Origin of the sequence: Streptomyces sp. Qhu_M48 (genome assembly GCF_051305195.1) — a bacterium.
Taxonomy (GTDB): domain Bacteria; phylum Actinomycetota; class Actinomycetes; order Streptomycetales; family Streptomycetaceae; genus Streptomyces.
Genome location: NZ_CP195432.1, coordinates 587,813 through 600,202 on the forward strand (window position 1 = coordinate 587,813; position 12,390 = coordinate 600,202).

Below are 12,390 nucleotides of genomic sequence, written 5' to 3' on the forward strand. Positions count from 1 at the left end.
GTCCGAGGGATGGACACATATCCTGGACGCGTCGGACAGCGCGGTCCGCAAGCCTCCAGAACCTCTCCAGACGTGCCCAAACACTGCAAGGAGCCGCACCTGTGAGCAGTGCCGACCAGACCCCCACCGCCAGCACCGAGCTGCGCGCCGACATCCGCCGACTGGGCGATCTCCTCGGCGAGACCCTCGTCCGCCAGGAGGGCCACGACCTCCTCGACCTCGTCGAGCGCGTCCGCAGCCTCACCCGCGAGGACGGCGAGGCAGCCGCCGAGCTGCTCCGAGGCGTCGAGCTGGAGACGGCCGCCAAGCTGGTGCGCGCCTTCTCCACCTACTTCCACCTCGCGAATGTCACCGAGCAGGTTCACCGAGGCCGCGAACTGCGCGAGAAGCGCGCCGCCGAGGGCAGCCTCCTCGCCCGCACCGCCGACATGCTCAAGGACGGCGACCCCGAGCACGTCCGCGAGACGGTCAAGAACCTCAACGTACGGCCCGTCTTCACCGCGCACCCCACCGAAGCCGCCCGCCGCTCCGTCCTCAACAAGCTGCGCCGGATCGCCGCCCTCCTGGAGACCCCGGTCATCGAGGCCGACCGGCGCCGCCACGACCTCCGCCTCGCCGAGAACATCGACCTCATCTGGCAGACCGACGAACTCCGGGTCGTCCGCCCCGAGCCCGCCGACGAGGCCCGCAACGCGATCTACTACCTCGACGAGCTGCACGCGGGCGCCGTCGGCGACGTCCTGGAGGACCTCGCCGCCGAACTGGAGCGCGTCGGCGTCGAACTGCCCTCCGGCACCCGCCCCCTCACCTTCGGCACCTGGATCGGCGGCGACCGCGACGGCAACCCCAACGTCACCCCCCAGGTGACCTGGGACGTCCTCATCCTCCAGCACGAGCACGGCATCACCGACGCCCTCGAACTCGTCGACTTCCTGCGCGGACTCCTCTCCAACTCCATCCGCTACACCGGAGCCACCCAGGAACTCCTGGACTCCCTCCAGCGCGACCTGGAACTCCTCCCGGAGATCAGCCCCCGCTACAAGCGCCTCAACGCCGAGGAGCCCTACCGGCTCAAGGCCACCTGCATCCGGCAGAAGCTCGTCAACACCCGCGAGCGCCTCGCCTCCGGCACCCCCCACCAGGACGGTCGCGACTACCTCGGCACCGCCGAGCTCGTCCACGACCTCACCCTCATCCAGACCTCGCTCCGCGAACACCGCGGCGCCCTCTTCGCCGACGGCCGGATGGACCGCACCATCCGCACCCTCTCCGCCTTCGGCCTCCAGCTCGCCACCATGGACGTCCGCGAACACGCCGACGCCCACCACCACGCCCTCGGGCAGCTCTTCGACCGCCTCGGCGAGGAGTCCTGGCGGTACGCCGACATGCCGCGCGACTACCGGCAGAAGCTCCTCGCCAAGGAGCTCCGCTCGCGCCGCCCGCTCGCCCCGACCCCGGCCCCGCTCGACGCCGCCGGCGAGAAGACCCTCGGCGTCTTCCACACCATCAAGGAAGCCTTCGAGCGCTTCGGCCCCGAGGTCATCGAGTCCTACATCATCTCGATGTGCCAGGGCGCCGACGACGTCTTCGCCGCCGCCGTCCTCGCCCGCGAAGCCGGACTGATCGACCTCCACGGCGGCTGGGCCAAGATCGGCATCGTGCCGCTCCTGGAGACCACCGACGAACTCAAGGCCGCCGACGTCATCCTCGACGGGATGCTCGCCGACCCCTCCTACCGCCGCCTCGTCTCGCTCCGCGGCGACGTCCAGGAGGTCATGCTCGGCTACTCGGACTCCTCCAAGTTCGGCGGCATCACCACCTCCCAGTGGGAGATCCACCGCGCCCAGCGGAGACTCAGGGACGTCGCCCACCGCTACGGGGTCCGGCTCCGCCTGTTCCACGGCCGCGGCGGCACCGTCGGCCGCGGCGGCGGCCCCTCCCACGACGCGATCCTCGCCCAGCCCTGGGGCACCCTGGAAGGCGAGATCAAGGTGACCGAGCAGGGCGAGGTCATCTCCGACAAGTACCTCATCCCGTCGCTCGCACGGGAGAACCTGGAGCTGACGGTCGCCGCCACGCTCCAGGCCTCCGCCCTGCACACCGCGCCCCGCCAGTCCGACGACGCCCTCGCCCGCTGGGACGCGGCCATGGACACCGTCTCGGACGCCGCCCACACCGCGTACCGCCGGCTCGTCGAGGACCCCGGCCTGCCGGCGTACTTCCTCGCCTCCACCCCCGTCGACCAGCTCGCCGACCTGCACCTGGGCTCACGCCCCTCCCGCCGCCCCGGCTCAGGCGTCTCCCTCGACGGACTCCGCGCCATCCCCTGGGTGTTCGGCTGGACCCAGTCCCGCCAGATCGTGCCCGGCTGGTTCGGCGTCGGCTCCGGCCTCAAGGCGCTGCGCGAAGCGGGCCTCGACCCGGTCCTCGGCGAGATGTACGAGCACTGGCACTTCTTCCGCAACTTCCTCTCCAACGTCGAGATGACGCTCGCCAAGACCGACCTGCGCATCGCCCGCCACTACGTCGACACCCTGGTCCCCGACGACCTCAAGCACGTCTTCGACACCATCGAGACCGAGCACGCACTGACCGTCGCCGAAGTCCTCAAGATCACCGGCGGCGAGAAGCTCCTGGACTCCAACCCCGTCCTCCAGCAGACCTTCGCCATCCGCGACGCCTACCTGGACCCGATCTCCTACCTCCAGGTCGCCCTCCTCGCCCGCCAGCGCGGCGCCGCCGAACGCGGCGAGGACCCGGACCCCCTGCTCGCACGGGCCCTCCTCCTCACCGTCAACGGCGTGGCGGCGGGCCTCCGCAACACCGGCTGACACCCACCCGGCTGGCGCAGCCCGCCGGATACGCAGGTGCCCCCGTGGAGATTCTCCTCGGGGGCACCGTCGTGAGGGGGTGCGTCAGCCCTGTCGGCCGACCGTGCGACGACGGGTCACCAGAAAGGCGCCGGCACCCGCGAGGGCCACGGCGACGGCGGCGAGGACGCCGACGGGCGCGCCGGAACCGGTCTCGGCCAGGTCGCCACCGGCCCCACCGGTGGTGGAGCCGCCGGTGGTGGTCTCACCCGTGGTGGTCTCACCGGTGCTGGTGCTGCCCGCGGTGGTGCCGCCGGTGGTGGTCTCGCCGGTGGTGGTGCCGCCGGTGGTGGTCTCACCGGTGGTGGTGCCGCCGGTGGTGGTCTCACCGGTGGTGGTGCCGCCGGTGGTGGTCTCGCCCGTGGTGGTCTCACCGGTGGTGGTCTCGCCGGTGGTGGAGCCGCCCGTGGTGGTCTCGCCGGTGGTGGAGCCGCCCGTGGTGGTCTCGCCGGTGGTGGAGCCGCCCGTGGTGGTCTCGCCGGTGGTGGAGCCGCCCGTGGTGGTCTCGCCCGTGCTGCCGCCGGTCTCGGTGGCAGCGCACGTGTGGGACAGGTTGAACCAGCCCTGCTTGACGACCCCGTCGACCTCGGCCGTCGCGGAGATCAGCTTCGCCCCCGGCTCGGACGTCGCGTAGGCGTGCTTGTCGCTCGGGGGTCCGAAGGTCGTGATGGTCTGGAGACCACCCGGCTGGAACTCGACCGTCAGCTTGGTGAAGACGGCGGACTCACCCTTACCGCTGCCCGGCAGCACGAAGTGCCAGCCGTCCTTGTCGTTCGGCACGGGCGGGCAGTCGCCGTCGCCGCCGAACTCCTCCGCGGTCAGCGGAAGGTCCTTGATCTGGTGCAGGGGAAGCGGCTTGGGGCCGTCCGCCGCGGAGGCCACCGGGGCCAGGACAAGGGAGCCTGCCATCGCCGCGACGAGCGCGGCGGGAAGGAGGGAACGTCGCATGTGCAGTCGTCCATCTACGAAATGAGGGATGCCGTGGGGGGTGGCAGGCAGGCAGCCTATCCGTAGCTTTATGTGACCTTTAACGCGATGTCTCATAACGATTGAGCCGGCGAAAGGTGAAAAGCGGCCAAGCCTGGGTGGGCGCCGGTCAGAGCGCGAAGAACGCCGCCACCAGCAGCGCACCGCCCGCACCCGCCGCCGACCAGGCCGTCCTCGGCAGCCGCAGACCACCGCCGATCAGCGGCGCCGCGAGCAGCAGCGCACCGCCCAGCGGCAGCCAGGCGTGCAGACCACCGCCCCAACCCGTGCGCACACCCTCGTCCGTACCCGGCTTCACCACCACCGGTATCGTCGCCCCCGGCTCCGCCGCGACCGACCGCGCCACCGTCAACGTGCGGCGCGTCGAAGAAGGGTCCTCCGGGGCGAAGCGGCCGGTGCAGGTCTCCTCCGTACAGCCGGTCACCGACAACGTGCCGTGCTCCCGCCCCTTGGCGAGCAGGACGTGCTGGGCCGAGTTCCAGGACGCCCAGGCGCCCGCGACGACGAGAAGGAGGGCGACCAGGGCCATGGCGGCGTTACGGACGTGCGTCATGACCCGCGATCGTACAGTCGTACGCTCCGACCGCCAGAGGACTACGTGTTGTACGCCGACTGGGCCCGCTCCAGCCCCTCCGCCACCAGACACTCCACCGAGTCCGCCGCCCGGTCCACGAACCAGTCCAGATCCTTGCGCTCCGCCGAGGAGAAGTCCTTCAGGACGAAGTCCGCCACCTGCATCCGGCCCGGCGGACGCCCGATCCCGCACCGCACCCGGTGGTACTCCGCGCCCATCGCCTTCGTCATCGACTTCAGACCGTTGTGCCCGTTGTCACCGCCGCCGATCTTCAACCGCAGCACGCCGTAGTCGATGTCCAGCTCGTCGTGGACCGCCACGATGTTCGCCGTCGGCACCTTGTAGAAGTCACGCAGCGCCGTCACCGGGCCACCCGACAGGTTCATGTACGACATCGGCTTCGCGAGCACCACCCGGCGGCTCCCCGGCCCCGGCGGACCCAACCGGCCCTCGACGACCTGCGCCTGCGCCTTCTGCGCCCGCTTGAAGGAGCCGCGCATCCGGTCCGCGAGCAGATCCACGACCATGAAGCCCACATTGTGGCGGTTGGCCGCGTACTCCGGCCCCGGATTGCCGAGGCCGACGATCAGCCAGGGGGCGTTCGCGTCGTCCGTCATGTGCGTCAGGTCTCCTCGTATACGTACCGGAACCGGGAAAGAGAACAGCGGAGAACAGAGAACGGGGTGACAGGCCGCGTGGCCCGTCACCCCGTCACGTCAGACAGAGCCTACGGCTCAGGCCGCGTCACCCTCGGTGGCCTCGGCCTCGGCGGAGGGCTCCTCGGCCTGCGCCGAGAGGACCTGGAGGACCACGGCGTCGGCGTCGGTCACCAGCGTGGAGCCCTTCGGGAGGACGATGTCCTTCGCGAGGATGGAGGCACCGGCCTCCAGGCCCTCCACGGAGACCGTGACGGACTCGGGCAGGTGGGTGGCCTCGGCCTCGATGGAGAGGGTGCCGAGCACGTGCTCCAGCAGGTTGCCACCGGCGGCGAGCTCACCCTCGGCCTGCACCGGGATCTCCACCGTGACCTTCTCGCCCTGCCGGACGAGGATGAGGTCGACGTGGATCAGGAAGCCCTTGATGGCGTCGCGCTGGACGGCCTTCGGGATCGCCAGCTGGGACTTGCCGTCCACGTCCAGGGCGAGCAGGACGTTCGGCGTACGCAGGGCGAGAGCCAGGTCGTGGGCCGGGAGCGTCACGTGCGCCGACTCCGAGCCGTGGCCGTAGACGACGGCGGGAACCTGGCCGTCACGACGGATCGCACGCGCGGCGCCCTTGCCGAACTCGGAACGGACGGTAGCGGCGATCTTGATCTCGGACATGGTGCGCTCCTCGTGGAAAGGTGACGAAAAAAGTGGTCACCCGGCCACGACTGGCGATGGCCTGCTACGAAGAGCGCGTCGATAACGGACCGCCGGCACCCTGTACATCCGTACGGGCACGGCCTCCCTCGCCGAGCAACTACGGCAGTCTACCGGCCCACCGCCATACCACCCAATCCGATCACCGAAACCCCCCGAACACGACGAAGGGCCGCTCCCCCGAACGGGGAACGGCCCTCACACCTAAGGTGCCGCCAGGACTCAGTGCTCCTCGAAGAGGCTCGTCACCGAACCGTCCTCGAACACCTCGCGCACCGCGCGCGCGATGGTCGGCGCGATCGACAGCACGGTGATCTTGTCCAGCTCCAGCGCACCCGGCACCGGCAGCGTGTCCGTGAACACGAACTCGCTCACCTTGGAGTTCTTCAACCGGTCCGCGGCCGGACCCGACAGGATGCCGTGCGTCGCCGTCACGATGACGTCCTCCGCACCGTGCGCGAACAACGCGTCCGCGGCGGCGCAGATCGTGCCACCGGTGTCGACCATGTCGTCCACCAGGACACAGACGCGGCCCTTCACGTCACCCACGACCTCGTGCACGGTGACCTGGTTCGCGACGTCCTTGTCACGACGCTTGTGCACGATCGCCAGCGGAGCGTCCAGACGGTCGCACCAGCGGTCGGCCACCCGCACGCGGCCCGCGTCCGGGGACACGATCGTCAGCTTCGAACGGTCGACCTTCGCACCCACGTAGTCCGCCAGCACCGGCAGCGCCGACAGATGATCCACCGGACCGTCGAAGAAGCCCTGGATCTGGTCCGTGTGGAGGTCCACCGTCAGGATGCGGTGCGCGCCCGCCGTCTTCAGCAGGTCCGCCACCAGACGCGCCGAGATCGGCTCACGGCCGCGGTGCTTCTTGTCCTGACGGGCGTAGCCGTACGACGGGATGATCACGGTGATGCTCCGGGCCGAGGCCCGCTTCAGAGCATCGATCATGATCAGCTGCTCCATGATCCACTTGTTGATCGGAGCCGTGTGGCTCTGGATCAGGAAGCAGTCCGCGCCACGGGCCGACTCCTGGAAGCGGACGTAGATCTCGCCGTTGGCGAAGTCGAACGCCTTGGTCGGAACGAGGCCGACACCCAGCTGGTGCGCGACCTCCTCGGCCAGCTCGGGGTGGGCGCGGCCGGAGAAGAGCATCAGCTTCTTCTCGCCGGTCGTCTTGATCCCGGTCACAGCACTGTCTCCTCAGACGTGTTGTCTGGTCGCGATCCACGAGCTGTCGTGCGCGTGTGCGAGCCAGCCGAATTTGTGTGCACGTATCACGGTACGCCGAGTTCGACGCACCTGTTTCCGGTCAGCTTTCGCCGGCGGATCCCTCCGATGTGGCCTGAGCGGCCTGCGCGGCAGCGCTGCCGGGCCGCTTCCGAGCCACCCAACCCTCGATATTCCGCTGCTGACCGCGCGCCACGGCGAGCGAGCCGGCCGGCACGTCCTTCGTGATCACGGACCCGGCGGCGGTGTAGGCGCCGTCCCCGATCGTGATGGGAGCCACAAACATGTTGTCCGACCCGGTCCGGCAGTGGGAACCGATCGTGGTGTGGTGCTTGGTCTCGCCGTCGTAGTTCACGAAGACGCTCGCGGCGCCGATGTTCGTGTACTCGCCGATCGTGGCGTCGCCCACGTACGACAGATGGGGGACCTTGGTGCCCTCACCGATCTTCGCGTTCTTCATCTCGACGTACGAGCCGGCCTTGGCCTTCCTGCCCAGGTCGGTCCCGGGCCGGAGGTACGCGAACGGACCCACGGAGGCGCTGTCACCGATCACGGCGGAGTCCGCGACCGTGTTGTCCACCCGGGCACCCCTGCCCACGCGGGTGTCCTTCAGGCGCGTGTTCGGACCGACCACGGCGTCCTCGCCGATGTGCGTCCCGCCGAGCAACTGCGTACCCGGCAGGATCACCGCGTCCGGCTCGAAGGTCACGGAGACGTCCACGAACACACTCGCCGGGTCGACGACCGTCACGCCCGCGAGCATCGCCCGCTCGATCAGCCGCCCGTTCAGCAGGCCACGGGCCTCGGCGAGCTGCACGCGGTTGTTGATGCCGAGGATCTCGCGGTGGTCGGCCGCCACCGAGGCGCCGACCCGGTGACCGGCCTCACGCAGGATCGACAGCACGTCGGTGAGGTACTCCTCGCCCTGACTGTTGTCCGTCCGGACCTTGCCGAGCGCGTCCGCGAGCAGCTGCCCGTCGAACGCGAACACACCGGAGTTGATCTCCTTGATCGCGCGCTGCTCGTCGGAGGCGTCCTTGTGCTCGACGATCTCCGTCACCGCGCCCGTCGCCGGGTCCCGCACGATCCGCCCGTAACCGGTGGAGTCCGGCACCTCGGCGCTCAGCACGGTGACCGCGTTGCCATCGGCGGCGTGCGCGGCGGACAGCGCCCGCAGGGTCTCGCCGGAGAGCAGCGGGGTGTCGCCGCAGACGACGACCACGGTCCCCTCGGGCGCCCGCCCGAGCTCCTCCAGGGCCATCCGCACCGCGTGCCCGGTGCCGTTCTGCTCCTCCTGGACGGCGGTACGGGTCCCGGCGTAGTGCTCCTCCAGGTGCCCCCGCACCTGCTCCCGGGCGTGCCCGACGACCACGACGAGGTGCTCGGGCTCCAACTCCCGGGCGGCGGACACGACATGCCCGACGAGCGAGCGCCCGGCGATCTCGTGGAGGACCTTGGGGGTCTTCGACTTCATGCGGGTGCCCTCACCCGCTGCGAGGACGACGACGGCTGCCGGGCGGTTGGCGCTCACGGGAATGCCCTTCGGCTTTGGGTGGTGGACGCACGAAGGATACCGGGGGGCCGGGCGGCGGACATGAGCGCGGGTCCTGACCGTCACGGTCAGGACCCGGATGTGCTCCGCCGGCTGGATTCGAACCAGCGTCTCAAGGCTCCAAAGGCCTGCGGGATGCCGCTACCCCACGGCGGATCTACGCGAGACCTTACCTGAGCCGGACCAGCGCGTCGGACGCGATTCCCCGCCACCATCCTTCGATCCGCCGGTACAGCTCGGCGCATTGCAGGACGGAGATGACCAGGCAGCCTCGGTAGGTCTCGCCGACGTTCTTGCGGACGGTCTTGGGGTTGTGTTTCTTGAGCGTCGTCTTGCTGAGCAGCGTCGTATCGATGCCTGCGACGTCCGCCCAGTACCGCTCCGCGGCGGTCACGTCCGCCGACTCGTGGATCATGACGCGGAATCGCAGACGCTCGCGCGTGACCCCCAGCAGATCGAGCCAGGCCAGGTACGTGCGGATCACGTCTGTGTCGCTGTTCACGAAGATCACTTTCTCTCGGCGGGAGTACGGCTTGTCCTTGGCGCCTTCAGCCCAGTACAGGCCGACTCCCAGGAGGAACAGCTCCCGGTCGGACAGCGTTCCGACCTCAAGGGCCGCCTCGTCCTTGGTCCGCCGACGCGTGGCGTCCCGCATGCTGAGCTCGTGGTCCCACCTCTTCCGTGCCGCGAGTTTCGCCTGCTCGGCGGGATCGCGTCGCTCCGGTTTCGGCAGATCCCTCGCCCACAGCGAGATCGAGCTCTTCGAGCAGCCCAGTTCCACCTGGATCTGGTCGTAGGTCATGCCCTGGAGGCGCAGCTCGCGGGCTCGGTCGCGGAGGTCGTCCCTGGCGTTCGGGCGCTTCGTCCAGGAAGGTGGTGGCTCGCCCTTCACCAGGCGGTGGAGGAGGTCGTTGTTGTAGACCTGCAGGCGGTCGCGGATCTGGCGGAGGCTGAGGCCCTCGCGGCGGAGGGCGACGGCCTGTTTCTGGAGGGCCTCGAAGTCGGCGTACCGGCTCACCTCGGATGTCATACGAACACCATCGTCCGGAATGCGGACATCCGGGTCGAAAACTCTGGCGATTCAACAGTTCGAGGGACTGGTGTCCGGAGTGTTGACGGCGGGCGCCCCTCGCCGGGGCTCGCCCGTAGGGTGGTGGGTATGACCACAACGGGGGCGGATCGGGACGCCGGGGGCGTCCACGCGGAGAGCTGGTGGTGGTGGGGGAGACGGCGGAGTGTCGTCCTCGACGTGGGGCTCGCCCTGGTGTCCGCGCTGGAGTGCGGGCTCGAAGGGATCGCGTTCGCCGACCAGGCCTCGCTTCCCGTGCCCGTCGGGGTGCTGTTCGGGCTCGTCGTCGGGTCCGTGCTGCTCGTACGGCGGCGGTGGCCCATCGCGGTCGTGCTCGTGTCGATCGCCGTCACGCCCGCCGAGATGGGCTTCCTCATGGGGATCGTCGGGCTCTACTCGCTCGCCGCCTCCGAGGTGCCCCGGCGGATCACCGCCGTGCTCGCCGGGATGTCGACCGTCGCCGTCTTCGTCGTCACCGTGGTGCGGATGCGGCAGGACGTCGCCCAGGTCGACGACGGCTCGCAGGACATCGACCCCGGCGGCTGGTACGTGACGGTCGTGGCGCTCTTCATGACGCTCGGGCTCAACGCGCCTCCCCTTCTCTTCGGCCTCTACATAGGGGCCAGGCGCCGGCTCATGGAGAGCCTGCGGGAACGGGCCGACAGCCTGGAGCAGGAGCTGTCGCTGCTCGCCGACCGGGCGGAGCAGGGGGCGCAGTGGGCGCGGCAGGAGGAGCGCACGCGGATCGCGCGGGAGATGCACGACGTGGTGGCGCACCGGGTGTCGTTGATGGTGGTGCACGCGGCGGCGTTGCAGGCGGTGGCGTTGAAGGATCCGCAGAAGGCCGTGCGGAACGCGGCGCTCGTCGGTGACATGGGCCGGCAGGCGCTGACCGAGCTGCGGGAGATGCTGGGCGTGCTCCGGGAGGGGGCGGCTCCGGTGGCTCCGGCGCCGGTTCCGTTGGCCGCCGTGGGGCGGGCCGCGGCCGCCGCGGCGGAGGCCGCCGCGGAGGACGGGCCCTGTCTGGACGCCCTGGAGGCTCTGTGCGAGCAGTCGCGGCTGGCGGGGACGGTCGTGGAGTTCGTGGTGGTGGGGGAGGCGCGCGCGTATCCGCCGGAGGTGGAGCGGACGGCGTACCGGGTGGTGCAGGAGGCGTTGACCAACGTCCACAAGCACGCGGCGGGTGCCGCGGTCGTGGTGCGGCTGGCGCACCGGGAGGCCGAGGTCGCGATGCAGGTGGAGAACGGCCCGTGTCCGTCGGATTCCGGTGCGGTCGCCGTGTGCCTGCCGAGTGGCGGGAACGGGCTGGTGGGGATGCGGGAGCGGGTGCTGCGGCTCGGGGGCGTGTTCGTGTCGGGGGCGACCGAGGCGGGCGGGTTCAAGGTGTCGGCGGTGCTGCCGACGGTGGCGGTCGGCTGACCTGTCCGGTGGGGCCCGTGGTGGTGGCGAGGGCGGCCGGCTGACCTCCGGGGTGGTGCCGGCCGCGCGGCCCGGCGGGTGGCGCTACCCCGCTGTGAGGCGGGGCGGCTGGGCGCCCGTGATCAGGGTCGAGAGGGCCGTGTCGATGTCCTTGCCGAGGTACCAGTCGCCCGCGTGGTCGAGGCTGTAGACCCGTCCTTCGATGTCCATGGCGAGGATCGCCTGGTGGTCGCCCTCTTCGCCGAGCGGGGCGAGTTCCGTCTCCAGGGCTCGTCCGAGGTCGGCGAGGCTGCGGGAGAGGTGGAGGCCGGCGAGCGGGTCGAAGCGTACGGCCGCGGGCGCTATCTGTCGCCCGTGGCCGGGTGCGGTGATCCGCAGACCGCCGAATTCGGCCCAGGCCTCGACGGCGGCGGGGAACACGCTGTGCCGGTGGCCGGCGGGGGAGAGGTGGGCGCGCAGGGTGTCGGCCCATTCTTCGGCGAGCTTGATGTCCCAGCGGCCGGGCTGCCAGCCGGCCTCGCGGAGGGCGGCGTCGACGTTGACCGGGAAGCGGGTGGTGCTGAGGTGGTCGGGCATGGGGGTGCGGTCAGCCGTTCTCGACAGGCGTGGTGGGGTCGACCGCGCGTACTCCGAAGTGGGCGAGCATCGCGGTGCAGGAGCGGCAGGGTGCGGCGTAGCTGCCGTGCAGCGGGTCGCCGTCCTCGCGGATGCGCCGGGCGGTGAGTTTGGCGTGCTTGAGGGAGCGGCGGGCCTCGCCGTGGGTGAGTGGTTTGCGCTGGGCGCGTTTGGAGCGTCCGTTCTCGGTGGCGGTCAGGTGCCGGGAGAGGAGGATCGCTTCGGGACATCGTCCGGTGAAGCGTTCTCGCTGCCCGCTGGTGAGGGTGTCCAGGAAGTCCTGGACGAGGGCGTGCAGGGTGGGCGGCCGGTCGCCGCGGCCCGCGGTGCACGTGAGGGTCTCGCCGCGCACGGAGAGGGCGGCCCCGACGGTGGGGAGGATTCCGTCGCGGCGCTGTAGCAGTAAGGGCGCGCGTGTGGTGTCGGCGCTGCTGCTCCAGTTGAGGCGTGGGTCACCCTGTGTGGGTGTGGGTGCTGCGTGCATGGTGCTGGTCTTCCCCTCCTGCAATCCCCCGAGTTGCGTGGACAGCCTGCCAAATAGGGAGCCATATGGGGAAGCTGGGGCGCCGAAACGCGGCTTCGGTGTGTCGGAATCATGGTGTACCTGTCATGGCGTCGTGACAGTTGGTCACCGTCGGATCGGGCCGGTTCGGCCTCTTGTGGCAGCGCATAGGCTGTGCGGCATCAGTCAGGAGCAGCCAGTGGCT

General features: G+C 70.3%; 11 protein-coding genes and 1 tRNA gene. 2 read left to right on the forward strand and 10 right to left on the reverse strand.

The features are described 5' to 3' along the window. Positions 1 to 101 precede the first annotated feature (101 nt). The gene (gene ppc / locus ACRRSS_RS03015) at positions 102 to 2,831 is read left to right on the forward strand and encodes a phosphoenolpyruvate carboxylase (RefSeq protein ID WP_435969666.1); all 2,730 of its coding nucleotides are present in this window, start codon (positions 102 to 104) and stop codon (positions 2,829 to 2,831) included. 84 nt (positions 2,832 to 2,915) lie between these two features. On the opposite strand, the gene ACRRSS_RS03020 is transcribed toward ppc, so the two are convergent. From ACRRSS_RS03020 to ACRRSS_RS03055, 8 genes are all read right to left on the reverse strand, one after another. Then, complete coding sequence (locus ACRRSS_RS03020; RefSeq protein ID WP_435969667.1) at positions 2,916 to 3,818, reverse strand: LPXTG cell wall anchor domain-containing protein; 903 nt, start codon at positions 3,816 to 3,818, stop codon at positions 2,916 to 2,918. A gap of 148 nt (positions 3,819 to 3,966) precedes the next feature. Beyond that, on the reverse strand, positions 3,967 to 4,410 hold the full coding sequence (locus ACRRSS_RS03025) for a hypothetical protein (RefSeq protein ID WP_435969668.1): 444 nt from the start codon (positions 4,408 to 4,410) through the stop codon (positions 3,967 to 3,969). A gap of 41 nt (positions 4,411 to 4,451) precedes the next feature. Beyond that, positions 4,452 to 5,048 carry an aminoacyl-tRNA hydrolase gene (gene pth / locus ACRRSS_RS03030; RefSeq protein ID WP_435969669.1) on the reverse strand — a complete coding sequence of 199 codons (597 nt, stop codon included), beginning with the start codon at positions 5,046 to 5,048 and terminating at the stop codon, positions 4,452 to 4,454. Positions 5,049 to 5,165: 117 nt separating this feature from the next. Continuing rightward, complete coding sequence (locus tag ACRRSS_RS03035) at positions 5,166 to 5,753, reverse strand: 50S ribosomal protein L25/general stress protein Ctc (protein WP_435969670.1); 588 nt, start codon at positions 5,751 to 5,753, stop codon at positions 5,166 to 5,168. Between the two features lie 261 nt (positions 5,754 to 6,014). After that, on the reverse strand, positions 6,015 to 6,989 hold the full coding sequence (locus tag ACRRSS_RS03040) for a ribose-phosphate diphosphokinase (RefSeq protein ID WP_030216703.1): 975 nt from the start codon (positions 6,987 to 6,989) through the stop codon (positions 6,015 to 6,017). 121 nt (positions 6,990 to 7,110) lie between these two features. After that, complete coding sequence (gene glmU, locus ACRRSS_RS03045) at positions 7,111 to 8,559, reverse strand: bifunctional UDP-N-acetylglucosamine diphosphorylase/glucosamine-1-phosphate N-acetyltransferase GlmU (protein ID WP_435969671.1); 1,449 nt, start codon at positions 8,557 to 8,559, stop codon at positions 7,111 to 7,113. Between the two features lie 105 nt (positions 8,560 to 8,664). Beyond that, a tRNA-Gln gene (locus tag ACRRSS_RS03050) sits at positions 8,665 to 8,736 on the reverse strand. A 13-nt stretch (positions 8,737 to 8,749) separates the two neighbouring features. Beyond that, positions 8,750 to 9,610, reverse strand: coding sequence for a hypothetical protein (locus ACRRSS_RS03055; protein ID WP_435969672.1), 861 nt, complete (start codon positions 9,608 to 9,610; stop codon positions 8,750 to 8,752). A gap of 129 nt (positions 9,611 to 9,739) precedes the next feature. On the opposite strand from ACRRSS_RS03055, the gene ACRRSS_RS03060 reads away from it, so the two are divergent. After that, positions 9,740 to 11,068 carry a sensor histidine kinase gene (locus ACRRSS_RS03060; protein WP_435969673.1) on the forward strand — a complete coding sequence of 443 codons (1,329 nt, stop codon included), beginning with the start codon at positions 9,740 to 9,742 and terminating at the stop codon, positions 11,066 to 11,068. A gap of 84 nt (positions 11,069 to 11,152) precedes the next feature. Here ACRRSS_RS03060 and ACRRSS_RS03065 read toward each other — a convergent pair whose 3' ends face one another. Together ACRRSS_RS03065 and ACRRSS_RS03070 are read right to left on the reverse strand one after the other, a co-directional pair. Then, positions 11,153 to 11,644, reverse strand: coding sequence for an SUKH-3 domain-containing protein (locus ACRRSS_RS03065; protein ID WP_435969674.1), 492 nt, complete (start codon positions 11,642 to 11,644; stop codon positions 11,153 to 11,155). Positions 11,645 to 11,654: 10 nt separating this feature from the next. Then, the gene (locus tag ACRRSS_RS03070; RefSeq protein WP_351897529.1) at positions 11,655 to 12,167 is read right to left on the reverse strand and encodes a YwqJ-related putative deaminase; all 513 of its coding nucleotides are present in this window, start codon (positions 12,165 to 12,167) and stop codon (positions 11,655 to 11,657) included. Positions 12,168 to 12,390 lie beyond the last annotated feature (223 nt).

Coding starts and splice junctions, on each gene's coding strand:
- ACRRSS_RS03025 (WP_435969668.1), bottom strand. CDS start 4,410: ATGACGCACGTCCGTAACGCCGCCATGGCCCTGGTCGCCCTCCTTCTC.
- ACRRSS_RS03020 (WP_435969667.1), bottom strand. CDS start 3,818: ATGCGACGTTCCCTCCTTCCCGCCGCGCTCGTCGCGGCGATGGCAGGC.
- ACRRSS_RS03065 (WP_435969674.1), bottom strand. CDS start 11,644: ATGCCCGACCACCTCAGCACCACCCGCTTCCCGGTCAACGTCGACGCC.
- ACRRSS_RS03060 (WP_435969673.1), top strand. CDS start 9,740: ATGACCACAACGGGGGCGGATCGGGACGCCGGGGGCGTCCACGCGGAG.
- ACRRSS_RS03070 (WP_351897529.1), bottom strand. CDS start 12,167: ATGCACGCAGCACCCACACCCACACAGGGTGACCCACGCCTCAACTGG.
- pth (WP_435969669.1), bottom strand. CDS start 5,048: ATGACGGACGACGCGAACGCCCCCTGGCTGATCGTCGGCCTCGGCAAT.
- ACRRSS_RS03035 (WP_435969670.1), bottom strand. CDS start 5,753: ATGTCCGAGATCAAGATCGCCGCTACCGTCCGTTCCGAGTTCGGCAAG.
- ACRRSS_RS03055 (WP_435969672.1), bottom strand. CDS start 9,610: ATGACATCCGAGGTGAGCCGGTACGCCGACTTCGAGGCCCTCCAGAAA.